24 protein-coding genes are annotated in these 24,578 nt (G+C 69.9%); 12 read left to right on the top strand and 12 right to left on the bottom strand.

The features are described 5' to 3' along the window. Positions 1 to 66 precede the first annotated feature (66 nt). Entirely contained in the window at positions 67 to 1,266 is a 1,200-nt protein-coding gene (locus I7X12_RS11030) for an NAD-binding protein (RefSeq protein ID WP_198060136.1), read from the top strand. A 484-nt stretch (positions 1,267 to 1,750) separates the two neighbouring features. Here the strand turns inward: I7X12_RS11030 and I7X12_RS11025 are convergent, their stop codons facing one another. The 3 genes from I7X12_RS11025 to I7X12_RS11015 form a co-directional block, all read right to left on the bottom strand. Beyond that, positions 1,751 to 3,271, bottom strand: a complete 1,521-nt coding sequence (locus I7X12_RS11025) for an HPP family protein (RefSeq protein ID WP_198060135.1) — start codon at positions 3,269 to 3,271, stop codon at positions 1,751 to 1,753. Positions 3,272 to 3,380: 109 nt separating this feature from the next. Then, a complete protein-coding gene (locus I7X12_RS11020) occupies positions 3,381 to 4,106 on the bottom strand; it encodes a nucleoside phosphorylase (protein WP_198060134.1) in 726 nt (241 codons plus the stop codon). Positions 4,107 to 4,457: 351 nt separating this feature from the next. Beyond that, positions 4,458 to 5,300: a DUF63 family protein gene (locus tag I7X12_RS11015; protein WP_198060133.1), complete on the bottom strand. Its 843-nt coding sequence runs from the start codon at positions 5,298 to 5,300 to the stop codon at positions 4,458 to 4,460. A 149-nt stretch (positions 5,301 to 5,449) separates the two neighbouring features. Here I7X12_RS11015 and deoC point away from each other — a divergent pair, with 149 nt between their 5' ends. The 6 genes from deoC (at position 5,450) to I7X12_RS10985 (ending at position 11,034) form a co-directional block, all read left to right on the top strand. Next, positions 5,450 to 6,136 carry a deoxyribose-phosphate aldolase gene (deoC, locus tag I7X12_RS11010; RefSeq protein WP_198060132.1) on the top strand — a complete coding sequence of 229 codons (687 nt, stop codon included), beginning with the start codon at positions 5,450 to 5,452 and terminating at the stop codon, positions 6,134 to 6,136. A 93-nt stretch (positions 6,137 to 6,229) separates the two neighbouring features. Beyond that, a complete protein-coding gene (locus tag I7X12_RS11005) occupies positions 6,230 to 7,486 on the top strand; it encodes a tRNA (N(6)-L-threonylcarbamoyladenosine(37)-C(2))-methylthiotransferase (protein WP_198060131.1) in 1,257 nt (418 codons plus the stop codon). Between the two features lie 163 nt (positions 7,487 to 7,649). Then, complete coding sequence (locus I7X12_RS11000; protein ID WP_198063852.1) at positions 7,650 to 9,521, top strand: SLC13 family permease; 1,872 nt, start codon at positions 7,650 to 7,652, stop codon at positions 9,519 to 9,521. Continuing rightward, positions 9,518 to 10,384: a universal stress protein gene (locus tag I7X12_RS10995; RefSeq protein ID WP_198060130.1), complete on the top strand. Its 867-nt coding sequence runs from the start codon at positions 9,518 to 9,520 to the stop codon at positions 10,382 to 10,384. Before I7X12_RS11000 ends, I7X12_RS10995 begins: the two co-directional genes overlap by 4 nt. A gap of 12 nt (positions 10,385 to 10,396) precedes the next feature. Beyond that, a complete protein-coding gene (locus tag I7X12_RS10990; protein ID WP_198060129.1) occupies positions 10,397 to 10,810 on the top strand; it encodes a hypothetical protein in 414 nt (137 codons plus the stop codon). A gap of 62 nt (positions 10,811 to 10,872) precedes the next feature. Next, positions 10,873 to 11,034, top strand: coding sequence for a hypothetical protein (locus I7X12_RS10985; RefSeq protein WP_198060128.1), 162 nt, complete (start codon positions 10,873 to 10,875; stop codon positions 11,032 to 11,034). An 8-nt stretch (positions 11,035 to 11,042) separates the two neighbouring features. Here the strand turns inward: I7X12_RS10985 and I7X12_RS10980 are convergent, their stop codons facing one another. The 4 genes from I7X12_RS10980 to I7X12_RS10965 all read right to left on the bottom strand — a co-directional run bounded on the left by I7X12_RS10980 (position 11,043) and on the right by I7X12_RS10965 (position 15,564). After that, positions 11,043 to 12,482, bottom strand: a complete 1,440-nt coding sequence (locus tag I7X12_RS10980; RefSeq protein WP_198060127.1) for a carotenoid oxygenase family protein — start codon at positions 12,480 to 12,482, stop codon at positions 11,043 to 11,045. Positions 12,483 to 12,559: 77 nt separating this feature from the next. Next, on the bottom strand, positions 12,560 to 13,489 hold the full coding sequence (locus I7X12_RS10975) for a cation diffusion facilitator family transporter (protein ID WP_198060126.1): 930 nt from the start codon (positions 13,487 to 13,489) through the stop codon (positions 12,560 to 12,562). A 62-nt stretch (positions 13,490 to 13,551) separates the two neighbouring features. Further along, a complete protein-coding gene (locus I7X12_RS10970; RefSeq protein WP_198060125.1) occupies positions 13,552 to 14,889 on the bottom strand; it encodes an erythromycin esterase family protein in 1,338 nt (445 codons plus the stop codon). Between the two features lie 117 nt (positions 14,890 to 15,006). Next, positions 15,007 to 15,564 carry an HIT domain-containing protein gene (locus tag I7X12_RS10965; RefSeq protein WP_198060124.1) on the bottom strand — a complete coding sequence of 186 codons (558 nt, stop codon included), beginning with the start codon at positions 15,562 to 15,564 and terminating at the stop codon, positions 15,007 to 15,009. 123 nt (positions 15,565 to 15,687) lie between these two features. On the opposite strand from I7X12_RS10965, the gene I7X12_RS10960 reads away from it, so the two are divergent. Beyond that, a complete protein-coding gene (locus tag I7X12_RS10960) occupies positions 15,688 to 15,888 on the top strand; it encodes a hypothetical protein (RefSeq protein ID WP_198060123.1) in 201 nt (66 codons plus the stop codon). Here the strand turns inward: I7X12_RS10960 and I7X12_RS10955 are convergent. Beyond that, positions 15,885 to 16,340, bottom strand: coding sequence for a GNAT family N-acetyltransferase (locus I7X12_RS10955; RefSeq protein WP_198060122.1), 456 nt, complete (start codon positions 16,338 to 16,340; stop codon positions 15,885 to 15,887). The genes I7X12_RS10960 and I7X12_RS10955 overlap by 4 nt on opposite strands. Before the next feature lie 107 nt (positions 16,341 to 16,447). Between I7X12_RS10955 and I7X12_RS10950 the strand changes: the two genes are divergently transcribed. Further along, entirely contained in the window at positions 16,448 to 16,690 is a 243-nt protein-coding gene (locus tag I7X12_RS10950) for a hypothetical protein (RefSeq protein WP_198060121.1), read from the top strand. Positions 16,691 to 16,726: 36 nt separating this feature from the next. Here the strand turns inward: I7X12_RS10950 and I7X12_RS10945 are convergent, their stop codons facing one another. Continuing rightward, positions 16,727 to 17,596, bottom strand: a complete 870-nt coding sequence (locus I7X12_RS10945) for an NAD-dependent epimerase/dehydratase family protein (protein ID WP_232342793.1) — start codon at positions 17,594 to 17,596, stop codon at positions 16,727 to 16,729. A gap of 143 nt (positions 17,597 to 17,739) precedes the next feature. Between I7X12_RS10945 and I7X12_RS10940 the strand changes: the two genes are divergently transcribed. Next, a complete protein-coding gene (locus I7X12_RS10940; RefSeq protein ID WP_198060119.1) occupies positions 17,740 to 18,423 on the top strand; it encodes a DUF2270 domain-containing protein in 684 nt (227 codons plus the stop codon). Positions 18,424 to 18,502: 79 nt separating this feature from the next. Here the strand turns inward: I7X12_RS10940 and map are convergent, their stop codons facing one another. After that, on the bottom strand, positions 18,503 to 19,396 hold the full coding sequence (gene map, locus I7X12_RS10935) for a type II methionyl aminopeptidase (protein ID WP_198060118.1): 894 nt from the start codon (positions 19,394 to 19,396) through the stop codon (positions 18,503 to 18,505). 130 nt (positions 19,397 to 19,526) lie between these two features. Here map and I7X12_RS10930 point away from each other — a divergent pair, with 130 nt between their 5' ends. Further along, the gene (locus I7X12_RS10930; protein ID WP_198060117.1) at positions 19,527 to 19,670 is read left to right on the top strand and encodes a hypothetical protein; all 144 of its coding nucleotides are present in this window, start codon (positions 19,527 to 19,529) and stop codon (positions 19,668 to 19,670) included. Positions 19,671 to 19,697: 27 nt separating this feature from the next. On the opposite strand, the gene I7X12_RS10925 is transcribed toward I7X12_RS10930, so the two are convergent. Both I7X12_RS10925 and I7X12_RS10920 read right to left on the bottom strand, forming a co-directional pair. After that, positions 19,698 to 20,609 (bottom strand): isoaspartyl peptidase/L-asparaginase, encoded by a 912-nt coding sequence (locus I7X12_RS10925; protein ID WP_198060116.1) that lies wholly within the window; start codon positions 20,607 to 20,609, stop codon positions 19,698 to 19,700. Between the two features lie 387 nt (positions 20,610 to 20,996). Further along, entirely contained in the window at positions 20,997 to 23,063 is a 2,067-nt protein-coding gene (locus I7X12_RS10920; RefSeq protein WP_198060115.1) for a PAS domain-containing protein, read from the bottom strand. Positions 23,064 to 23,270: 207 nt separating this feature from the next. Between I7X12_RS10920 and icd the strand changes: the two genes are divergently transcribed. Then, the gene (gene icd, locus I7X12_RS10915; protein ID WP_198060114.1) at positions 23,271 to 24,548 is read left to right on the top strand and encodes an NADP-dependent isocitrate dehydrogenase; all 1,278 of its coding nucleotides are present in this window, start codon (positions 23,271 to 23,273) and stop codon (positions 24,546 to 24,548) included. Positions 24,549 to 24,578: the final 30 nt, after the last annotated feature.

Raw genomic sequence — 24,578 nt, 5'->3', positions numbered from 1 at the left:
CCTCGCGGTGACACGACTCGTCTCGGGTCGGTGGGATTTTAGCCGCTCGATAACCTCGGAGCGGGTATGGACGCGAAGCGGGTGTTACAGCATCCGCGGACGGTGTTCGTCGGGACGCGAGCAGCCATCTGGCTGCCGACCGTCGTCGCCATCCTCTCCTTTGCCACCGGGGTCGCGAACATCAGCGACATGCAGGTGGGCGGGATCCTGCTCACCTACGTCGACATCCCCCCCGAGATACAGCGGGCGGCGGGCTTTACCGGCGCGCTGACGGGCTTTCTGATGCTGTTGAGCGCCTGGGGGATGCGACGGCGGCTGCGCGCGGCGTGGTTCTCGACGGTCGTGCTCCTGCCGGTGACGGCCGTCCAGGGGCTGGCACAGTCGAGCCAGTACTCGCTGCCGATGGTCGCCCTGTCGCTGCTGTCGCTGCCGACGGTGCTGGTGAACTACCGACGGTTCGACCGACAGGCCGACCTCTCGACGACCCAGCTCGCCGCGGCCGCGGCGCTGTCGGGAACGCTCGTCTACGGCACCGTCGGCGCCTACCAGCTCCGCGAGGAGTTCAACAACCTCGACACGCTGACCGACGCCTTCTACTACACCATCGTCACCGCCAGCACCGTCGGCTACGGCGACGTGACACCCGCGAGCCAGCAGGCCAAGCTGTTCGGGACGAGCGTGCTCGTGCTCGGTGTCGCCAGCTTCACCGTCGCGCTGGGGTCGCTGCTCGGCCCCGCCATCGAGGCGCGACTCTCACAAGCACTCGGTACCATGAACGACTCCGACCTGGAACTCCTGGACGACCACGTCGTCGTCCTGGGCTACGGCGACCTGACCGAACCGCTGCTCGAAGAGCTCTCGACCGCCGCCGACTTCGTCGTGATAACCCCCGACCCGGACCTGGCGGCCACGCTACGGGCCCGCGACCTCCACGTCGTCGTCGGCGACCCCAGCGACGAGGAGCCCCAGAAACAGGCCGGGATCGAACACGCCCGCGCCGTCATCGCCGCCACCAACGACGACGCCCAGGACGCGCTGGCGATCCTCACCGCCCGCCAGTTCCACCCCGACGCCCGCGTCGTCGCCGCCGCGACCGACCGCGAGAACGTCGAGAAGCTCCGCCGCGCCGGCGCCGACGCCGTCATCAGCCCCGCCGTCATCGGCGGCCACCTCCTCGTCGAGTCCGCGCTGGGCAGCGGCGACATGGAGGGACTGGCCGACCGACTGCTCGACGCCGAGGACGAGGACGACGTGACCAGCGACTGAGCCGGGTCGGACGACCCCACGAGTGGAAACCGGGGGCATCGTCGATCCGGACCCCCATCGGGACTCGTCCGCTTCGCTCGATGGAACGGTCAGTACAGGTGATGGAGTGAGCGATTACAGTGCGGTCGGCGCGCGCTGTCGCGAGTCTCGTCTCGCGACAGAGCGTGCGAGGGATGAGCGAGCGAAGCGAGCGAATCGGTTGGGGAGGGTCGTGGCTGTCTGCGGTGCCGTGCGGCCATGGTGGACTGAACGGGCGAGACGCGCTCGCGTTCATCTAGTCGTCTGAGCGACCCCTATCCGAGCGAGCACAGCGAGCGAGGATATGTCGCTCAGCGACCGCGAGCGCGCCGAGGGCTTTCATCATCTGAGGAGACAGCGGGTGATGAACTGTCTCCTGCGGTCGCGATCCTTTGCATTTATTTCACGATATAATCTGTTGCAACTCTCACTCAACTCACAACACGAACCGAACACGCTCGATCTCTTACGACCGGTCGACGATGACCACGTCGGCGTCCAGATCCTGGATGCGTTCGAACGTCGGCGGCGAGATCAGTCGCGAGGCGGCCGAGCGGTCGGTGCTGGCGCCCATAAAGAGGAGGTCGAAGTCGTCGGCGTTGTCGGCGAGGTAGCGCTCGATGGTCTCGACGGCGACGCGGGTCTCGAAGCCGCCCTCGAAGGGCTCGACCAGGTCGGCGAGCATCCCCTCGGCGCGTCGGCGCTCGTGTTCGTTCGAGACGCAGGAACAGACGCTGATCCGGCCGGATCGGCCGGCGAGTCGGCGCGCGAAGTCGAGCATGCTGTGGGCCACGTCGCTGGCCCGGCGGACCGGCACCAGTACGCGCTTCCAGCGGGTGCGACCGGCCGCCGAGCGGTGGACGACCACGTCGGTGTCCCCGCGGAAGAGGTCGTAGAGGTAGGGGGTGAGCGCGCCGTGGCGCTGTTCGTAGGCCGCGGCGACCAGGTCGCAGTTGGTCTCGTGGGCCGTCTTCAGGACGGTGGCCGCCGGCGAGCGACCGCCGACGGCGACGACCACCTCGCAGGGCACCCCGACCCGCGTCTCGATCTCGCTCGCCCGGTCTTCGAGATGCGTCGCCGCTTCGGCGACCGCCCGCTCCTCGGCGCGGTCCGCGGGCGGGGTCTCGTCCCGGTCGTCGGACGACTCGAAGCGGTCGTCCCCGCCGTCTCCGCCGGAGTGCGAACGGTCGGCCCGCCGCCGGTCGTCGAGCAGGTCCCGCTCGGCGCTGGCGGCGGCCTCGTCGTCGACGACGTCTAGCAGGACGACCTTCCCGGCGTCGTGGGCGGCGGCCAGCCGAGCGCCGAACATCGCCGTGGCGTCGGGGTCGTCCCCGCGCATCGGGACGAGGACGTGGTCGTCGCTGCCGGTCGACTCGTAGAGGAACTGCGCGCGCCGGTCGTAGAACTGTTCGCGCCAGACGACGAACACCGACGCGACGACGCTACTCGCCACCAGAACCGACAGGGTGAACACCAGCTCGTGGCCGGGCCGAACGAGCAGGCCCAGCAGCGCCGTCGAGTAGGCCGACGGGGCCTCGATATCGAGCGCCCACGTGCTCGCCCCGGCGAGGAAGACGGCGACCGCGGCCGCGAAGGCGCCGACGGTCAGCTGTCCGCCCGCCGCACCCGCGGCGGTCCCACCCACACCGAGTGCAGACGACAGCACGAGCGCAGCCCAGCCACACAGCGATCCGACCGTGAGCCCCGCGACGAACCGCGTCGGAGAGGCGTACTTCCCCTCCGGGTTCGCGAACAGCGTGTAGGTGCCCGAGGCCAGCGGCGGGAAGAGCAGAAAGGAGAGCTGGTCGATGCTGTTGAACAGAAGCGTCACCACGGCGATCAACAGCGGGACGAGCGCGAGGATCGACAGGTGGACGAGGTTGCTCGTCCGCTCGACCCAGCGTCGGAAGGCCCGCGCCTCCCGGCGTTCGAGTCGCCGGAGCCTCGCGGCCGCCGCGTAGATCCGGTCGCCGAGCGGGCCTCGCATGGACGGCACTACCTCGCCGTGCTACAAAAGTGGTGGTCCGACGGCCGTCCGATCGTCTGACGGCCGACCGGTCGTCCGGTGCCCGTCGGCCGCGGAGCCGCCGGCCCGCTCAGAGTTCGGTCGCTGCGTCGAGCGCGATGCCGATGGCCCGTTCGACGTTGTTGCTCGCCTTCTCGGGGAGCTCCTCGTCGTCGGTCTCGCCCTTCTGGGTGCCCTCGACGAGGTTGCCGTCGACGGTGCAGATGGCGCCGGCGCGCAGGCCCTTCCGCCGGGCGAGCGTGAAGACGGCGGCGGCCTCCATCTCGACGGCCAGCAGGCCCGCGGCCTCCCAGTCTTCGACGTACTCGTCGGTCTCGGCGTAGAAGGCGTCGTCGGTCGCGATCGCGCCGACGTGGACGTCCTCGTCGTTGTCCTCCGCACCGTCGACCAGCGCCGAGAGCGTCTCGTAGTCGGCGACCGCGGGGTACTCGACGTTCTCGTAGCGCTTCGTGGTGCCCTCGTCCTTGGCCGCGCCCGTCGCGACGACCATGTCGCCGATCTCGATGTCCGACTGGAGCGCCCCGGTCGTCCCGACGCGGACGAACGTCTCCACGCCGACCGCCGCGAGTTCCTCGACGGCGATCGTCGCGGACGGACAGCCGATACCCGTCGAGCAGATCGTCAGCTCCCGCCCCTCGTAGGTGGCGTTGACGAGGGTGTACTCGCGGTTCTCGGCCACGTGCTCGACGTTCTCGCAGTGGCCGGCGATGCGCTCGACGCGGCCGGGGTCACCGGGGATCAGCGCGAGGTCGTGTACGTCGCCTGCTTCGACCAGCAGATGCGGCTGTTTCGCCATGGCCGATCGTGGGTCCGGGGGCGGCAAAACGGTACCCGTTCCGGCGGCCGGCTCGCACCGCCCCGGCCGACACCCGAGCGCGACGGCACCGCCCGACTCCGGAGCGCTACAGTCCGATGGGGAACGCTCCGGAGCCACACGGGGGAGCGTTTCGGTAGCGATTCGAACCCGGAAAACCGCACGACACCGGTCTGGTTCGACCCGAAACGAGGGGGTTCTCCGTGGGATCGTGGTTCGACACGAAACGGAGGTGGTAGCGGCACGGAGCGAGGGCGAAACGACCGACGGCGGGGACCGAACGGCGGGGACCGAACGGCGGGGTGATCGAGTGCGGGCGAACCGTGTAGTCGGTCAGAGCGCGGGGCCGATCAGGAACAGGAAGAGGTTGTTGCCGGCGGGGCCCATGCCGACGGCGGCGACGAAGGCGAACAGGAGGTTCCCCTGCGTGGGGTCGTCCTCGACGAGGTCGGCGAGGAGGACCACGATGCCGGCTGCGACGACGAGCTTGACCACGGCGAACAGCCAGCCTTTGCCGATGTAGGGGTAGGTGGGGAGCGTCTCGGCGAAGTCCATGATCCGGCGGGGGATGGGCGTGCGCTCGCCGGTGCCGATCACGTCGACACCGACGGCGGTCGAGAAGCCGTCGAGCGCGTGGGCGTAGACGACCAGCGGGCCGGCGACGCCCGCCCGGTCGACCGCGCCGGTCCACTTGAGCGCGAGCAGGTAGTACACCGGCGCGGTGAGGACGCCGGCGCCCAGGAACCCGATGGGGAGCCAGACCAGCGCCGTCGTCGAGTCCACGCGCCCGATAGCGAACGCGTAGGCGACGCCGGTCAGCGCGAGCACGAGCGCCGTTCCGAAGACCCCGAGGTTGCGGGCGATCCGTCCCACGTCGTCGAGCATCTGCGCGCGGATGACCGAGGGGAGCCAGACGGCGGCGGCGAGGAGGAACGTCGTCACGTACACAGCCGGGGCGGCGAAGAAGGGCTCGAGTACCGTGGGGAAGAGCCCGGCCTGCTCGAACGCGTGGAACGCCCCGCCGGCGATCATCCACGGCGCGAGCGCGAGCACCTGCCGGGACGTGACCGGCGGGTCCAGCAGGTAGAGGCCGGCGACCGACGCCGCCGTCAGCACGACCAGCGTGATCACGTACGGCAGCGGCGGGACCACCAACCCGCTCGGGAGGATCTGCATACCCGCTGGGGCGGCGGCGACGGACGAAAGGGTTGCGGTCCGCGGGGTCTGCTCGGGTGATGCGGACGGACCGACGACTCGACGGGGACACGCCCGCCGACGCGGCCGATCCGGTCGTCCTTTAGTGGTGGGAGTGCGAGCAGTGAGCTATGAACACGGACGCGGCGGATCTGACGGGCCGTATCGAGCACACGGTCCTCGGACCGGAGACGACGCCGGACGACGTGATCGCCGTGCTCGACGCCGCCATCGAGTACGGCCTGCGCGCCTGCATCCCACCGTGTTACCTCGAACTCGCCGACGGCTACGCCCCGACGGTCCCGCTGTCGACCGTCGTCGGCTTCCCCCACGGCCAGCACGCCACTGCGACGAAGGTCGCGGAAGCGGAGGACGCCTGGGAGGCCGGTGCCGACGAGCTCGATATGGTGATCAACGTCGGGCGCCTGCGGGCCGACGAGGACGGCGCCGTGACGAACGAGATCGAAGAGGTCGTCGCCGCCGTCCCGGTCCCGGTGAAGGTGATCGTCGAGACGCCGCTGCTGGCCGACGCGGAGAAACGGCGGGCCGCGGCCTGCGCCGCCGAGGCCGACGCCGACTATCTCAAGACCGCGACCGGCTTCTCCGACGGGGGTGCGACGGTGTCGGACGTGGAACTGCTCGCGGAGTACCTGCCGGTCAAGGCCTCGGGCGGGATCGGCTCGTGGGCCGAGACGGAAGCGATGCTGGACACCGGCGCGGAGCGTATCGGTGCTTCCAGCGGTGACGTGATCGCCCGGGAGTTCCTCGACCAGCACGAGACCGCCGAGCGAAGCGACGTGAGCGGCTGGGACGACTAGCGCCCGCTCGGTGGGCGGACGCGACGACCGCGCCGAGCCGCCCCGATCCGTCGCGCTTTTGGCCGCGAGGAGCAAGTAGACAACAACGAACCGATGGCCCGCTATCACATCGAGACCTACGGTTGCACGGCCAACCGGGGTGAGAGCCGCCAGATCGAACGGTCGCTGCGCGACGGCGGCCACCACCCCGCCGACGGCCCCGAAGAGGCCGACGTGGCGATCCTCAACACCTGCACCGTGGTCGAGAAGACGGAGCGCAACATGCTCCGCCGGGCCGAGGAACTCGACGCCGAGACGCCCGCCGACCTCGTGGTGACGGGCTGTATGGCACTGGCCCAGGGCGAGGAGTTCGAGGCCGCAGATCTGGACGCGGAGGTGCTCCACTGGGACGAGGTGCCGGAGTACGTCCGCAACGGCGAGTGTCCGACGCCGACGCCCGACACCGACCCCGTCCTCGACGGCGTGGTGGGGATCCTCCCCATCGCGCGGGGCTGCATGAGCGACTGCTCGTACTGCATCACCAAGCACGCCACCGGGAAGATCGACTCCCCGTCGGTCGAGGAGAACCTGGAGAAGGCCCGCGCGCTCGTTCACGCGGGCGCCAAGGAGATCCGCATCACCGGTCAGGACACCGGCGTCTACGGCTGGGACGAGGGCGAACGAAAGCTGCACGTCCTGCTCGACCGGATCTGCTCGGAGATCGACGGCGACTTTCGGGTCCGGGTAGGCATGGCCAACCCCAAGGGCGTCCACGGCATCCGCGAGGAACTCGCCGAGGTGTTCGCCGAACACGACGAACTCTACAACTTCCTGCACGCGCCCGTCCAGTCGGGCAGCGACGACGTACTCGGGGATATGCGCCGCCAGCACCAGGTGTCGGAGTACGTCGAGGTCGTCGAGACCTTCGACGAGCACCTGGAGGAGTGGACCCTCTCGACGGACTTCATCGTCGGTTTCCCGACCGAGACCGACCGGGACTTCGAGCAGTCGATGGCCCTCCTTCGGGAGACCCGCCCGGAGAAGATCAACGTGACGCGCTTCTCCAAGCGACCGGGCACCGACGCCGCCGACATGAAGGGGCTGGGCGGGACCGTCAAGAAGGAACGGTCGAAGGCGATGTCGGAGCTGAAGATGGACGTCATGGATGAGGTGTACGAGTCGATGGTCGGCGAGGTCCGGTCGGTGTTGCTGACCGAAGACGGCACCGACGACTCGCTGGTGGGCTACGACCGGGCCTATCGCCAGGTGGCCGTTCCGGGTGCCCAGACCCAGGGCGTCGAACTGGGCGACACCGTCGACGTCGAGGTCACCGGCCACAACACCGTCTACGCGCTGGGCGAACTGGCGTAGCGGCCGGCGAGCACGAGACGGAGAGAACGACGCCATCCCGCAGGGAGAGCACACGTACCTGCGGACTACGCTTTTGGACCGGTCGGCCCAACTGCCCCACGTGGTACGTCCAGTCTCGCTGACACCCTTGCAGCCGTCGGCACCGGCCGGTGTCACGGTCGACATGGTCGTGGTGGGGCTGGTCGTCGTCGGCGCGGTCGTGCTGTTCGTGACCGAACGCGTGCCCGTCGACGTGACGGCCATCGCCGTGATGGTTACGCTGATCCTGCTCGAACCGTGGACGGGGATCTCACCGAGCGAGGGGATCTCGGGGTTCTCCAGCCCGGCGACGATCACCGTCCTCGCGATGCTCATCCTGAGTGCGGGGATCAGTCGGACGGGGCTGGTCCAGATCGTCGGGCGGCGGATCGCGGCCTTCGCGGGCGACCGGCTGGACAAGCAGTTGCTCGCGACGATCGGTGTGGCCGGGCCGTCGTCGGGGTTCGTCAACAACACGCCCGTCGTGGCGGTGTTGATCCCGGTCGTGACCGAGGTCGCGAACGAGGGCGGTACCTCGCCGTCGAAGCTGCTGATCCCGCTGTCGTACGCCTCGCAGTTCGGCGGGATGCTCACGCTGGTCGGCACCTCGACGAACATCCTCGCGAGCGACACCGCCGCGAGCCTGGCGGGAGAGTACCCGGGACTCCGCGCGTTCGAGTTCTTCGAGTTCACGGCGCTGGGCGTCGTCGTCTTCCTCGCGGGGTCGGCCTATCTCCTGACGGTGGGCCACCGGCTGCTCCCCGAGCGGGTGCCGCCCGCCGAGACTCGCGTCGATACCTACGGGGTGGCCGATTACCTCGCCGAGGTCGACGTGAAAGAGGGGTCGGACCTCGTCGGACGGCGACCCTCGGCGGTGGCCGAGCGAGCGGGCAACCCCGTGGAGGTCGTCCGTCTGCTTCGCGAGGGCGACAGGCCGACGGATTCCCCGGTCGACGAACGGCTCGCGGCGGGCGACACGCTGTTGGTCCGAGCCGGCGACGACGCCCTCGCGTCGCTCGCGGCTGCGGACGAACTCGCCGTAGAACGACCGAAGGACGCCGACGAGGCGTTCGAAGCGGCCGGGTCGGGCGACCGCCCGGTCGTCGAGGTGGTCGTCCCGGCGACCTCGTTTCTCGTCGGCGAGACCCTCCGGAGTGCGTCGTTCGCGCGGCGCTACGACGCGACCGTCCTCGCGCTGCGCAGTCGGGGCGACACCGTCAGCGAGCCGTTGGGAGACCTGAGAGTCCAGGCCGGGGACACGCTGCTCGTCCAGGCCCCGCCGCGAACGCTCGACCGGCTGAGGCGATCCCGGGAGTTCGTCCCCGTCCGCGAGACCGCCGAGCCCGACTACCGGACCGACAAGATCCCCCACGCCGTCGCCATCATGGCCGGCGTCGTCGGGTTCGTCGCTCTCCCGTGGGCGGGGCTCGGAGAGTGGCTAGTCGCGCTCACCGGGGTCGGTGCCTTCGCGCTGCTGGCCGGCCTCCAGCAGGACATCCTCGTCACGGCGCTGGCCGGCGTCGTGGCGATGGTCCTCACCGGTGTCTTAGACGCCAACGAACTGTACGACTCGGTCGACTGGGACGTGATCTTCCTCCTGGCGGGAGTCATCCCGCTGGGGATCGCGCTCGAAGGGACCGGCGCGGCGGCGCTGCTCGGGGCCGCCGTGGCCGCCGCGGCGGTTCACCTCCCGGTCGTGGTCGTCCTGTGGCTGTTCTACCTCGTCACCGGCCTGCTCACGGAGGTGATCAGCAACAACGCCAGCGTCGTCCTCATGATCCCGGTCGCGGCGGCCGCGGCGACGGCGATCGGCGCCGACTCCTTCTCGTTCGTCCTGGCGGTGACATTCGCCGCCTCGACGTCGTTTCTCGGCCCCGTGGGCTACCAGACAAACCTCTTCGTGTACGGCCCCGGCGGCTACAGGTTCGTCGACTACCTCCGGGTCGGCGCGCCGCTGCAGTTACTGCTGTCGACGGTGACCGTCCTCGGGATCGCGGCGTTCAGGGGGATCGCGTGATCGACCGAATCCTGCTCCCCGTCGACGACAGCCCGGAGAGCCGACAGGCCGTTGGATACGCGCTCGCGCTCGCCGACGCCTTCGACGCCACCGTCGACGCGCTGGCCGTCCTCGACAGCGAGGTCCCCGGCGTGTTCGACGAGGGACCGACCGGCGAACCGGTCGCGTCGGCGGCCCGAGTGGCCGCCCGGACGGCCCTCGACGCGGTCGGCGAACGCGCCGCCGCCGCAGGCGTCCACGCGACCGAATCCGTCGTCGTCGGCCACCCGACCGAGGCGATCCTCGACGCCGTCGACACCCGCGCCGTCGATCTCGTCGTCCTCGGAGCGCATCGGCGCGGGCGGCTCGCTCGGTTCCTGCGGCGCTCGGTCGCCGAAGGGGTCGCGCGACACGCGCCGGTCCCGGTTCTCACCGTCGCGGGCCCGGCGACCGACGACCCGCCGACGCTCGGGCGCGTCCTGCTCGCGACCGACGGGAGCGAGAGCGCCCGGGTCGCCCGTACGTGGGCGTTCGAACTCGCCGGGGCGTTCGGGTCGACGGTGTCGGCGCTGTACGTCGTCGAGACGCGTCTCGGGAGTTCGGGCGTCCTCCGAAGACTCCTGGAAGAGCGTGGCGAGGCGGTCGCCCGCGAGATCCGCGTCCACGGCGCCCGCACCGGCGTCCCGGTCGAGACGGCGATCCGCGCGGGCGACCCGGCCCAGGAGATCCGCGCGTTCGCCGCCCAGCGGGGCGTCGACCTGGTCGTCCTCGGGACCCACGGCCGGATGGGGATCGACCGGCTCGTGATGGGGAGCGTCGCGGCGAGCGTCCTCCGCGAGGCCGACCGGCCGGTGCTGACGGTGCGGCCGAGACCGAGAGCGTAGCCGAGCGAACGGGTGCCGACCGCCCGCGCGTCCCCGACTGCTGGCCCGTCACCGACCGTCGAGCGCCGAGACGTCCAGCCGGAGCCGCCCGCCGAGTTCGTAGCCGCTGCCGGAACGATCGGGACGGCCGTCGGGGTCGCCTGTGCGAGTGCGTACGTCGGCTGTTCGATCAGCGACGTAATCCGCGAGAACACGCCCTGTGGCGCGCAGTACGTGGACGTGTTCGTCCCGACCGTGGAAAACGTGGAGAACACCTACCGAGAGCCACCGGCGGCACTGGCTGTCGTCCGATGTACCGGTGACATCGATCCCGGCGCCATAGCCAGTGACATCCAGTCTGAACTGGGCGATGCGTGGGACGATGCACAGGATGTCGCTTCGGACCTGATCGATGGTATCGGTAACATATTCAACGGCGTACTGTAGTCACAACTAGTAGAACACATATTCGAAACAGTATTAATCAAACACACGTTACCGTATCGAAAGTGAACAGACTATACTACGGACCGCTCGCGCTGGTCGTCGGCGGTGCCTTCGGTATCGCCGTGGGATACCGGGTCGACGACGGGACGATACTCGTCGCCGGGGGACTCGTCGGACTCGCTCTGGCGTACCTCAAGACGAACGTGGCGGAGAAGACGGACTGAAGCCGGCGTCACCACTCCCGGAAGTACCGCCCGTGGAAGCCGAACGGGACGGCGTGGGGCAGCGGCGCTCGCGCCCGCTCGGCCAGCGTCTCGCCGTCGAGGACGAGCAGATCGGTCCGCCGTTCGGTCGTGTTCAGCGCCGTAACGAGGACGACGCCCTCGTCGCTGGGCCGTTCGACGTCGGGCGCGCGGACGAACACCGGTTCCTCGACGAACAGGCCCGACTCCTCCCAGCGACGTGAGTCGCCCGTCTCCACGTCGACCTTCGCGACGTGGTTGCCGTCGCGCTCGGCGGCGCCCTGGGCGTAGGCGTAGCGGTACGGTTTCGTCCGGTCGCCGCGGGCGACCCGCGGGAGTTCCAGTCCCTCGTACAGCGACTCGCTCGTCACTCGACCGCCGTCGAGCGGGATCCGGAACCGCCGGAGCTGCCCGTCCTGCCCGCTCTCGAACCAGTCCTCCGCGGCCGAGAGATACAGTCCGTCGACCACGTCTGCGTCCGGGTACGCGACCAGGTCGACGACGAGTTCGTCGGCACCGGCGTCGTCGTCCTCGTCCCCTCCCGATTCCGCCTCGAAGGCGTTGACGTGGTGGAAGACGAACCAGGGGTCGGCCACGCGAGTGGCGACGACTTCCCCGCTGTCGCGGTCGACGACGCGAAACCGGGTGCCCCGCTCGGGCTCCCAGTCGTAGTTGTCGACGAAGCTCTCGCTCCCGGGCAACAGGAACGAGGCGGGGTTCGTGACGAACGGGTGTTCCGTGAGGACGACGTACTGCTCCGTGAGCGCGAAGCTGTGGACGTAGACCGGATCCCTGGCCGGCAGCGTCGCGATCCGCTCCCGCGAGCGCGAGCCGTCGGGGAGCCGGTAGAGCGTGTACTCGCTGGGGCGGCCGAACGTGGTCAGGAGACCGACCGTCTCCCCGCGGTGGGGGTCGGGGACGACGTGTGCGCAGTTGATGTGGCCGGTCAGCGCGTCGGCGAAGGCGAACTCGCCGAGCGTCTCCAGCGTCTCGGGATCGGCGGAGCAAAAGCGGGGGACCTCCGTCATCGCGACCAGCGAGTCGCCGACGCGGGCGACGTGGACGTTGCAGTTGTCCGTGGGGTCGTCGAACAGCAACTGCCGGACCCGCTGGAGGTAGCCGCCGCCGGTGGCGAACTGCCCGGATATCTCGCCGGCCTCCATCGCGCGACGGTAGGTCTCAGAGCGAAGCGCGCGGTTCGTGTAGCGAATCTCGTCGTCAGTTCCCGCGAAGGAAAACCGGTTGAGCATCGCGAGACCGTCGAACCAGTGGGCGACGCGCTCGCCGCCGACCTCGAAGACGGCGGGGCCGTTGCGGACCAGCGCCCCGCCGAGCCAGTCGGGTAGCGACCCTTCGACCGCGAGCGAGCGGTCGGTGACCTCGTCGTCGAGCGTCGAGAACCCCAGTTCGAAGCCGGCCTCCATCGACATACCCGGAGTTCGAGCGCCAGGAGGTAGTGGCTACCGGTGGGCGCGGCCTCGCGGTGGGGTGGCCTGTCGATGCGGCCCTACCGGGCGGACTCGTCGCCGGCTAGCTGGTCGACCTCCTCGTCGGCCTTCCACTCGTCGAGTTCCCGGGGATCGACGTGGACGAACACGTCGTCGACCTCCGGCAACTCGCGGATGGAGTCGACCACGGCCGATTCGATATCGTGGGCCTCGAACAGCGTCCGCTCGCCCTCGACCTCGATGTGCAGCGACACGTCGATCTCCGGGCCGACGTAGTGGGCGATGGCGTCGTGGGCACCCTCTACGTCGGGATGTTCGAGCGCACGGCGGATGATCTCCCGGCGGAGCTCCTCCGGGGGCGCGCGGCCGAGGAGGTAGCCGAGGTTGTCGCGGACGACCTCGATCCCGGTGTAGACGATCCCGACGGCGACGACTATCGCGGCCAGCGGGTCGAGGACGGGGTAGCCGGCGCCGGCGCCGACGACGCCGACGATCGCGGCGCCCGCCGTGAGGATGTCGTTGCGGTTGTCGACGGCGGTGGCGGTCAGCGCCGGCGAGTTGTGCCGGTCCGCCGCCGCCAGCACGTACCGGTAGAGGGCGAACTTCGCGACGGCGGCGATCGCGAGGACGGCGACCGCCGTCGGCCCCCGTGAGACGGTCACGTCGCCCGACAGCAGCGCCGTCGCGGACTGATAGAGGACCGTGCCGCCCGCGACGAAGATACCGAGCGCGACGAACAGCCCGACGAACGGCTCGATGCGCTCGTGGCCGTGGGGGTGTTCGAAGTCCGGTGGTCGGGTCGTGAGATACAGGCCCGCCACCGTGACCAGCGAGTAGACGGCGTCCGAGGCGCTGTTGACTGCCTCGGACTGGACCGCGAGGCTCCCCGTCGCGACCCACGCACCGCCCTTCAGCGCGGCGAGCGCCACGTTGGCGACGAGTAGCAGGATACCGACCCGCCGGAGCACTCGCGGCCTGTCGTCGGTCATCGTCGGTGGTTGACCACGCCGGGTGAAAGCGGTGTCGGCCCGCAGTCATCCGGACCGGCCGCTCACTCCCGTTCGAGCGGGCGCGCGCGACTCGTCTCGGCGACGAAGACGAGACCGTCGAACGCGAGCGGGAGTCTGAACTCGTCGTGCAGTCGGTCGCGTTCGTCGTCGGGGTCGTAGACGGCACCGACAGACCGGACCGGCCGCTCGCGGTCGAAGTACTCCACCAGTCCCTCGTCGTCGATGTCGGCGAAGTCGACCCACCACGGGGGGTCGTCCACCGCGGCGAACAGCCGGGTGGCCGCGTCCTCAGGCGGCGGACCGAGCGAGCAGGCCCGCAACTCGTGGTCGTCGGTCACGTCGAGGGCCTGGAACTCGCCGCCCGCAAAGTCGAACCCGAGCGCGTAGTAGTCGTCGCCGTAGCGGTCGGCGAGGTGCGCGCCCATCGGCGTTCCGGTCCCCCAGTGTTCCTCGCGGCCGTCGCGCTGGACGTGCGCGTCGTGGGCCCAGAGCGCGATCCGGTCGTGAGGCTCGTGGTCGAGGACCCACGCGAGGGTCTCGGCCATCGCGCGGTCGCGCCGGCGCGCCTTCGCCTGGACCCCGTCGTCGCGGCCCGCTCGCGCGCTCTCGACGGTCTGTTCGAGCGTCCGGAGGTGCCGGCGGTGCAGCGCGAGCGCTCCGGCGTCGCTCCCGTCGGTCGTCTCGCCGTCGAACCACGCGTCGAGCGCGTCGATCAGGTCCTCGGCGGCCGCGAGCCGCGACGCCGCGACGTCGGCGGGCGCCTCGTCGACCTCCAGGCCATCGTCCGCCAGCGTCGCCAGCGTCTCGCGGTGCTCGGCCGGCCAGTCGGCGTCCCGGTCGTCGAAGAAATCGATGAGCGCCTCGGCCGGTCCGGCCGTGAACTGCGCGTCGACCCCGTAGAACCGGACGCGGTCGTCGACCGGCCGCCCCTCGTTGAACTCGCGGAGGGACTCGATCAGCGCGAGCACCTCCTCGGTGTCCCACGTCCAGAAGTAGATGCCTTCGAGGGCATCTCTCGGGTCTCCACGGCCGTAGACGACGTACTCGTCGATGGCGAGCGTCTCCGAGAAGTTGGCTTCGAGCGCGAACAGCCGGTAGTCCAGCCGTTCGACGAGCAGACGGACGATCCGGTGTTTCAGCCGGAAGAACTCCCGGGTTCCGTGTGTCGCCTCCCCGAGACCGACGACGCGCGCGCCGCGCAGCCGGTCGGCCAGCGCCGCGAGGTCCGCGAGGTCCTCGGCGGGGTCGGTCGTGTCGATCGGGACCGCCCGCGCGGCGAGGCGGTCGGCGAGCGGGTGGCTCGCGTCCGCCGGCCGCCAGTCGTCGGGTGTCGATTCGCTGTCGGTCGATCCCTCGGTGGCTGTCGTGTCGTCTGTCATGGTAGTCGTCACTGCGTGGTCGGCGAGCGAGACGCGGCGGGGCGAAGCGGAGTCAGGCGCGACCGAGGAGCTCCATGCTCGCCAGTCAGGCCGTCGACAGTTAGAGGTTCCGGCGGCTCACTCGCCGAGGGCGAGCCGGACGGCGTGGTCGTCCCCCTCGACCGTAGCCCCGTCCTGTTCGGCGAACGCCTCGCGGATGCGGCCGTAGGAGTCGTCGACGGCTTCGACGATGACCTGCGTGTCCGAGACGACGGGCATGAAGTTCGTGTCGCCCTCCCAGCGCGGGACGACGTGGGTGTGGAGGTGGTCGTCGATGGAGCCGCCGGCGGCGCCCCCGCCGAGGTTGAGCCCCGCGTTGTAGGCGTCGGGGCCGAGCCCGTCGTCCAGCGCGTCGAAGGTCCGCTGTTTCAGCCGGGCGTGGTCGAGCAGGGTCTCGTCGTCCAACTCGCGGTAGTCGCCGGTGTGTGCGTGGGGAATGACCATGACGTGGCCAGGGTTGTACGGGTAGTTGTTCAGGAGGACGAACGCTCGCTCGGAGCGGGCGACGACTCGCCGGTCGCGGTCGCCGTCGGGGTCGCCGTCGGCGAACGCGCAGAAGACGCAGCCGTCGATATCGTCGTTGCCGCCCTCGCGTTCGACCCAGTCGATGCGCCACGGGGCGAAGACCTGATCCATGCCGGCCCTGCGGGGGCGACGCACTAAACCCCGACGGGCGACGCCGACGGCGACCGACCGGGGTGGCGAGCCGGGCGAACTGGGACGAAAAACGTATTTGAACGGACGAGACATGCGAGACGTATGTCCCCCTCCCTCCAGACGCGCCCCCTCCGGGCAGCCACAGCGGCGTTCGTCGCCGGTGCCGCCGCGGTCACGCTGTTCGGCGTCGTCGTCGCCGGCGACCCCCTCGAACGAGCGGCGCTCGGCAGCCTCGGCTACGCCGTCGGCAGCGCCATCGGCGTCTACATCGCTTACGCCGGCGTCGGCACCGACCTGGGTTAGAGCTCCCGCTCCAGCACCGCACCCCACGCGTCTAGCCCCTCGGACTCGTAGAACTCGCGCCCCTCGTCGTTGCCCGCCCGGCACGCCAGCGACAGGTGCTCGCAGTCGCGGTCGCGCGCCCACTCCGAGACTCGGTCGAGCAGTTCGCTCCCGAGTCCCTCGCCGCGCCGGGGTTCGTCGACCACGAAGTCGTGGACCCAGCAGTGTCGCTCGTGGTGGAGCACCCGCTGGACCGAGACGCCCGCCACCGCGACGAGCGTCACCGCCGCTTTCGAATCCACGTGCCCGCTCTCGGGTTCGTCGATCTCGTACAGCCCGAACAGTCGGTAGTCGTCCTCCTCGCGCCACTCGCGGACGAAGGCGTCGTCGACGTGGCTCCACAGTTGCCGGAGTATCGGCACCGCCACGTCCCACTCCCCGTCGGTCGTCAGCTCGCGGATCTCGGTCGGCACGAGCGGGCCGTGTCCGGGCGGCGGAAAAGCCGTTTCCGTGCCGTGCTATTGCGGCACACGGTTTCGCCGGCGGAAGGGCTATTGCCGCCCGAACCGTCCTGTCAATCATGGGACTGCTGGAAGCGATCCTGGTGTTCGTGGTGGGGTACGTCTGCGGAGCCGTCACCCGGATATTCGCGGGGATCGCGGCGATACTGGCGCTGATACTGGTGATTCTCGGGGTCGCGCTCCCGCCCTCGATCGTCGCGATCGTCGACCCGATCCTGGCGGTGTACCTCGGCAACGAACTGCTCTTTCTCTCGGGATTCCTGTTCGCCATCGCGCACAATCCCGCGGGCGAGGAGGACTGAGTCGCGTCCACGTCGCCAGCGATGGCCACGCGTCGCTCAGACGGTCGGTCCCTCGACGTCCTCGTCGGCAGCGTCGCGCCAGGAGTGGGCTGGCTCCCAGTCCAGCAGGTCCGCGGCCTTCGCGTTGGAGATCGAAGCGTCGTCGCCCGACAGGTCGCACGGCTCGGGAATCTGCCCGAAGAACTCCTCGAACAACGCGGTGGTCTCGCTGTCGCCGTAGTTCTCGTCGGCGACGGCGAAGACGGCCTCGTGACCGTCGATATCGGCGTCCAGCGCCGCTGCGACGATCGAGGCGATGTCGCGCACGTCGACGTAGCTCCAGAAGTTGCCGACGCCTTCTTCGGGCACGTCGTTGCCGAGGCAGACGTACTCGCCGGGGTACTGGATCCACGAGGGGCGGATGGAGACGACCGGCACGTCGTGGCGGCGGACGGTCTGGCGGGCGAGCGCCTCGCCGGCCTCCTTCGAGACGCCGTAGGGGTCCTCCGGGCGGAGCGGGTGTTCCTCGTCGACCGGCAGGTAGTCCGGCGCGGGCGTCTCGGCGGCGAAGGGGAACCCGAGCGCGCTCTCGGAGGACGCCCAGACGACGCGGGCGTCGGCCCGCCCCGCGGCTTCGAGGACGTTGTACGTCGAGACGATGTTGTTCTCGAAGACCTCGCCGCCGGGGTCGTTCAGCGGATCCGGGATGGCCGCCCAGTGGACGACCGCGTCCGGGTCGAACTCCCCCACGAGGTCGAACACGTCGCCGCGGTCGGTCAGCTCGGCGACGCGCACGTCGACGTTCGGGCGCTCGCTCTCGGCGAAGCGCTGGTCGACGCACATGACCTCGTGGCCCTCCTCTGCGAGTCTGTCGACGATCCAGCGGCCGGAGCCACCGAGGCCGCCGGTGACGAGTACTCGTGACACGTCCGATCCGACGGTCTCGCCCGGCATAAACCCGGAGAAAGCGGATCGAACGCGGGCGAGCGACACCGCGAGGTCGCGCGACGGACGTATCCCGCAGGTACATTCGGAGAAAGGACTCCCGTCCGACACCGGTAGCGATCGACATGCCCGACTCGAACGACGACGCCGAGACAGACGGACTCACGAGCCACGAGGACCTCCCGACGCTGCTCGGTCACCTCTACCGTGGCGAGATGAGCCGGGCGGTCGCCTGGCGCGACCGCCTCGACCGCACGACCAACTGGGCGGTGACGATCATGGCGGCGGTCCTGACGTTCGTCTTCTCCGCCCCCGACAACCCCCACTATCTGCTGCTCATCGGCATGCTGACCGTCGCCCTGTTTCACCTGGTCGAGACGCGGCGCTACCGGACCTACGACGTCTGGCGGTCCCGGGTGCGACTGCTGGAGGAGAACCTCTTCGCCACCGCCGTCGACCCCGAGGGGACCGTCGAGTACGAACCGTGGCAACACGAACTCGGCGACGACCTCCGACGCCCCGCGGTCAAGACGCCGTTCACCGAGGCCTATTCGCGGCGCCTCCGCCGGATATACCTCCCGCTCGCGGTCGTGTTGCTCGCCGCGTGGATCGCCCGGATCACCGTGTTCGCGCCCGGGTCGAACCCCGTCGCGGCGGCCGCCATCGTCGCCGTCCCGGGGTCGGTCGTCATCGCCGTCGTCGCGCTCGCCCACCTCGTCGCCGGCGCCGTCGCGTTCTGGCCGCGCGAACGGAAGGCGATGGGCGAACTCTACGACCGCGACAAACACGGCGAGTGGAAAGACGAGTGACCGCCCGTCGGCCGGTCGAGGCCTGCGGCCCGCTCACGGCTCGTTCGTGCCGACCGAGAGACGCGACCTGACGACCGGCCTACCGGCTCCGCGTCGTCACTTCGCAGCCCTCGTCGGTCACGATGATCGTGTGTTCCTTCTGGCTGACCATCCGGCCCTCGTCCTCCTTGAGCACGGGGTAGCCGTGGACGATGTCCTGGCGCTGAAGTCGGCGCAGGGCCATCTTCGGGCGGCGCACGTCGAGCCAGCGGGCGGCGAACGGCAGCGTCCGGAACTCCTCGGTGATCTGTTCGAGGGCCTTCCGGGCGGTGCGGTCCCGCACGGAGCCCTCCCGTTCGAGCGCGAAGATCTCCTCCTGGCTGCCCTCCTGGACCTTGCCGCCGCCGTCGGTGGCGAACGGCTCGACCGCGACCACGTCGCCGACCTCCAGTTCGACGCTCTGCTCGACGGCCCGGTTGGGGATGTTCGGCGTCGTGTGTTGCTCCCAGTGGCCCAGGCCGTGGCCGGTGAGGTTCACGACGGGGTTGTAGCCGTAGCCCTCGATGGTCTCCTCGATGACGGCGCCGATCTCGCCGGTCTCGACGCCCGGTTCGACAACGTCCAGCGCGGCGTCGAGCGCCTCGGCCGAAGCCTCGGTGAGCTCGGACTCGCCAGCCAGATCGACGGTGACGGCCGTGTCGGCGAGCCAGCCGTCGATGTGGACGCCGATGTCGAGTTTGACCAGGTTCTCGCCGATCACCCGGTCGTCGTCGGGCCCGGCGGCACCGTGGGCGGCCTCCTCGTCGACGCTGACGTTGACCGGGAACGCCGGCTCGCCGCCGAGTTCGCGGATGCGGTCTTCGGCCCACTCGCTGATCTCCAGGTAGCCCGTCCCGACCTCGCAGCGCTCGGCGGCCTCGTCGCGCACCTGCGCGAGGATCTCGCCGGCCTCTCGGCACTTTTCGTACTGCTCGGCATCCAGATCGACGCTCATGGCTCGCGGTTTGCGCCCTGCAGTCAAAGGGTTTCTGTGTCGGGCGGGGTCGACCTGAAGAGCCGAGCCGACACGCTATCGGCCAACGTTTTTGCCGGTCGCCGACGAACCGTCGCCCACTGACCGAGCGATGAGTGAGTGGACACTACTCGATTTCGCGGCGGCCGAACCACCACTCGATCCCGACCGGCACAGGGAACTCCTCGCCGAATCCGAGCGCGAGGGGACGGACGAGGCGGAAGAACGTCTGGGACGGCTCGGCGTCGAAACGTAACGCGGCCGCGGCGTAGCGAACCGGATCCTACGTCTCGTCCGTCCGCGCCGTCTGCATCGCCGGGCTGTTGTACGCCTCCCCCATTCCGCCGTCGGCGTCCACCACGACGATCCCCGCGTCGCCCTCGGCGGCGTCGTCGAATTCCCCGATCGCTAGCCGCGCGGCCGCCTCGGCGTCGGCGCCCCGCTCCAGCAGGTCGACCGCCCGGCGGGCCAGCCCCTCGCGGGCGATGTCCTCGCCGGCGCCGGTCGCGCTCGCGGCGCCCGCCTCGGAAGCATAGAAGCCCGCGCCGACCTGGGGCACGTCGCCGACTCGGCCGGCCAGCGCGAACCAGCGCCCGCCCGTCGAAGTGGCGGCGGCGATCTGTTCGCCCGACCGGGCGACCGCGCCGACCGTGTCGTGGTCGTGGGGGTCGGGCCGCGACGGTCGCTGATCGGCGGATTCGTCCACGGCTTCGTCGCTGGCGAAGTGCTCGCGGACCCACCGGAGATGCGCCTCGGGGTCGCCGGTGGGCGGTTCGGTGTCGCCCCAGCGCTCGCGGGTGCGGTCGGCCCACAGGTCCAGGCCGGTTTCGACGCCGACGGCGTGGGCGAACGCGACCGCTCGCTCCCCCGCGAGCATGACGTGTGGTGTCTCGGTCATCACCGCCCGGGCGACTTCGACGGCGTGGCAGACCTCGGGCATCGCGCCCGCGGCACCCGCCTCGCCGTCGGCGGTCGCGATTCCGGCGTCCGTTCGGATCATGCCGTCACTCTGGACGGCGCTGCCGACGCCCGCGTTGAACGACGGGTCGACTTCGAGGACGCGCACCGCGGCGCAGACGGCGTCGACCGGGTCCGATTCCTCGGCGCCGCGGGCGACCGCCTCGTCCAGCACTGCCTGGCGCTCGGCGGGCTCGTCGGGCGGCGACCCCGCCCCGCCGTGGGCGAGTAGTTGCATGTCTGGTGGTGTCGCGCCCGTCGTCATAAGTTCGGTGTCCCGCGATCAGGAGCGGTCGTTTCGTCACTCGATGCGCTCGGTCGAGCGAGTGACGCGACGAGTCCCGAACGTGAGACCGCGACCGCAAATGGAGTGAGCGCTACCGCGCCAGCCGACAGTACCGACGGCTCGATCGGAATGCGAGACAGCGTGAAAGCCCCGACCTGCTTCGGTCGCGCGCCTTGCTGCGCTCCTCGCTCGCTTCGCTCGCTGTGGTGCTTGCGGCGGCGGGCTTCCCGAACGCGTCGGGGCTTTCACGCTGTTTGCGGTCGCTGTCACTGTGATAGCTGTCGTGCGGTCGCTGTGGCTGTAGTCGATGTCTGCTGATAGAAGCCTCGTCTTCACCCCTCACTCCCCGTCGAGTTCGACGGCGGAGACGTGGTCGAAGGTGGCCTCGCAGTAGGCGCCGATCATGGTCGAGCAGGCGGTGAGGCCGCCGCAGATCGGGTCGTCGAGGGCGACCGAGCGCTGGTCGACGGCGTGCCACTCCTCGCGGTTCGGGGAGACGAAGACGGTGACGCGGTCGCCGGTACGCTCGATGGCGAACCACTCGACGTTGCGCTCGCCGCTCTCGAGCAGTTGCGCGCGGGTGGGCTCGCCGTCGGCGGTCCGCCAGCAGACCTCCGTGCGGCCGTCGCCGGTCCGACCGATGTAGCCGAACGTCGCCGGTTCGCTGGCGTCGTCGCGCAGCATCACGCCGGCTTTGCTCCGGTCGGCGGGCGCGTCGAACTCGTCGAGACGCGCCTCGACGCGGCAAGGGCCACGGATCGAGGCCCACCGGAAGTGACACTCGTTGACCCGTCCGAGGAGGTTGTCGCCGGCCGCGCGGAGCGTCCAGCGGTCGACCGACTCGTCGTGCGAGGACTCCCCGGCGTTGAGCACCTGTCCCACGTCCCGGCCGGTCGTCAGCGGTCGCGTCCGGCCGGTCCCCGGGAGCGGGTCGGGGTCGGTCACCAGCAGGACGTTGCCGAATTCGAAGCGAGCGCCGCCCGTGCGACTCTCGCCGATCCGGAGGTCCCAGCCGTGGGTGTCGGCGACCTCCGAGACGATGGCGAGGTCGGTCCCGGTCGCGGCGGTGCTGTAGCCGGCTTCGAGCAGTTCCTCGCGCTCCTCGTCGGGGACGGGCGGGCCGTCGTCGGCGACGAAGAAGCCGTCGTCGGTCGACCCGACGCGAACGGTCACGTCGGGACCGGCGCGCTCGAGACAGCGCTCGAAGCAGTTCTCGAACAGCGGCTTCAGCTGGAGGCGGTTGGTGTAGAGGATCGTCTCCGCCGGGAGGTCGATCTCGAGCGTCGCCGCGGCAGTGGCGACCTCGTCCCAGACGACCTGGAGGAAGGATCCGACCTCGACACCGCCGACGGGGGCGGGCGCGGTACCGCTGGAGGCGGCGAGTTCGCTCACGTCCTCGACGAGTTCCGCCATCCGGTCGAGAGCGTCGCTCACCCGCTCGGCGGCCTCGGGGTCGCCCTCGCGGACGAACTCCTGGTAGGCCATCGCGACGTGGAGCGGGTTGCGCAGGTCGTGGGCGACGAAGCTCGTGAAGTCGTCGAGCCGGCGGTTCTGCGCCCGCAGGTCGCGGATCTGTCGCTTCTCGTCGGTCACGTCGAGCGTGACGCCGACGAGGCCGCGGGTTCGGTCGCCGTCGCGCCAGGGTACTTTGGTCGTGCGGAGCCAGCGGCCGGCCTCCGGCGGTCCGTGGCGCTCCTCGCGGTCGCGAATCTCCTCGCCCTCGTCGATGACGAGCCGGTCGTCGCCCAGCGCCTCGACTTTCGCTTCCTCGTCCCAGGAGTACAGCTCCCAGTCGGTCTTGCCGATGGCCTCGGCGGGACTGGGCGCGCCGTGTACGTCGGCTATCTTCAGGTGGCGGGCCCGTTCGTCCTTGACGTACAGCGGCAGTTCCAGCTCCGAGAGGACGGCGTCGAGCATGTCGCTGTCGGTCGCCGCGCGGTAGCGCCTGTCGTGGGTGGCCAGCGCCTCGGCGACGGTCTCCAGCAGCGTCTCGTGGGTCGAGACCGCCGGGTCGGCCGGCCGGGGGAGGTAGGCGAACGCCCCCGCCCGCGTCGCCGCGCTGGCGAGCGACTCGTCGCCGTCGGCGGCGTAGACGACCACCGGTAGATCCGGGTACCGGTCGGTCGCGGCGGCGACGCAGTCCACGGGGTCGGCGAGGGTGTCGTCGACGACGAGACAGCCGACCGACTCGTCGTCGGCGAGCCGATCCAGCGCGCTCGCGCGGTCGGCGACCGCGACCGCCTCGACCGCGGGATCGGTGTCGGTCGCCGCCGCCGCGCGGACGACGTCGCTCGTCACCGGTGACGGGAACGACCACCGGTCGACCGCGTCGAGGACGGTTTCGTCTACCGCGCCCTCGCCGGCGGCTATCACGACCGTCGACGGTCCGTGCAGGTATTTGCTCACCACATCACCCCCTGATAGGCGGTCGTTCCTCAGTCTCGTTGATAAATCTTCCCCACGGGGCGCGGGGATCGTCGACACCCCCCTCGGGCATCGTCGAAATATCGTTCCACGATCCCGAACAAACTCGAGTTTCGTGGGGTCGCGTTCCGTCGAAATCGCCTCAAGGAAAACGGCAATCCTTTAGGCCCGAACGTGGAATGGCGGCGTATGGAATACGAGTACGACAAGGTTGAAGTTCCGGCTGACGGAACGCCGATCGAGGTCGTCGACGAGGACGCCGACGAACTGAACGTGCCGGAGAATCCGATCGTCCCGATCATCCACGGCGACGGCATCGGGAAGGACGTGGGGCCGGCCGCGCAGAAGGTGCTGGAGGCCGCCGCGAACGCCACAGGCCGGGACATCTCCTGGATGCGGGTCTACGCCGGCGAGTCCGGCCGGGAGAAGTACGACGAGAACCTCCCCGACGACACCGTCAACGCCATCGACGAGCACCGCGTCGCCATCAAGGGCCCGCTGACGACGCCCGTGGGCGCCGGTTTCCGTTCGCTGAACGTCGCCCTGCGACAGACGCTGGACTTCTACTCGAACGTTCGACCCACGTACTATCTCGACGGCGTCCCGTCGCCGATGAAGGCCCCCGAGGAGATGGACATGGTCACCTTCCGTGAGAACACGGAAGACGTCTACGCCGGCATCGAGTGGGAAGCGGGCACCGAGGAAGTCGAACAGGTCCGCGAGTTCGTCGAGGACGAGATGGGCTTCGACGACGTCATGCACGACGGCCCGATCGGCATCGGCATCAAGCCGATCACGGAGTTCGGCTCCAAGCGTCTGGTCCGCAAGGCCATCGACTACGCCCTCGAGCACGACCGCGACAAGGTCACCCTGGTCGGCAAGGGGAACATCATGAAGTTCACCGAGGGGCAGTTCACCGAGTGGGGCATGGAGGTCGCAGAGGAGGAGTACCCCGACGAGGAAGTCTTCGCCGCCCCCGACTCCCTGTGGGAGACCCAAGACGAGATCGACATCCCGAACGAAGCCGTCATGGTCGAGTCGCGACTCGCCGACGCGATGCTCCAGTGGATGCAGCTGCGCACCGACGAGTTCTCCGTGCTCGCCATGCCGAACCTCAACGGCGACTACCTCTCCGACGCCGCCGGCGCCCAGATCGGCGGCCTCGGCATCGCACCGGGCGCCAACTTCGGTGACGCCCGCGTGCTCGCCGAGCCGGTCCACGGCTCCGCGCCCAAGCGCGCCGGCCAGAACAAGGCCAACCCGACCGCGATGACCCTCTCCGGGCGCCTCATGTTCGACTACATGGGCTGGAAGGACGCCGGCGACCTCGTCCGCGACGCCGTCGAGGAGACTATCTCCTCCGGCAAGGTCACCTACGACCTCGAACGCCAGCTCGACGACGCCGAGAAGCTCGGCACCGACGAGTACGCCGAGGCCATCGTCGACAACATCGAGAAGCTGTCCTAGACGGCATCGTCCGGGACTCACACACGCGTT

Source organism: Halosimplex litoreum (assembly GCF_016065055.1).
In the GTDB taxonomy this organism is placed as follows: domain Archaea; phylum Halobacteriota; class Halobacteria; order Halobacteriales; family Haloarculaceae; genus Halosimplex; species Halosimplex litoreum.
This window is presented reverse-complemented; position numbering and strand designations above follow the sequence as displayed.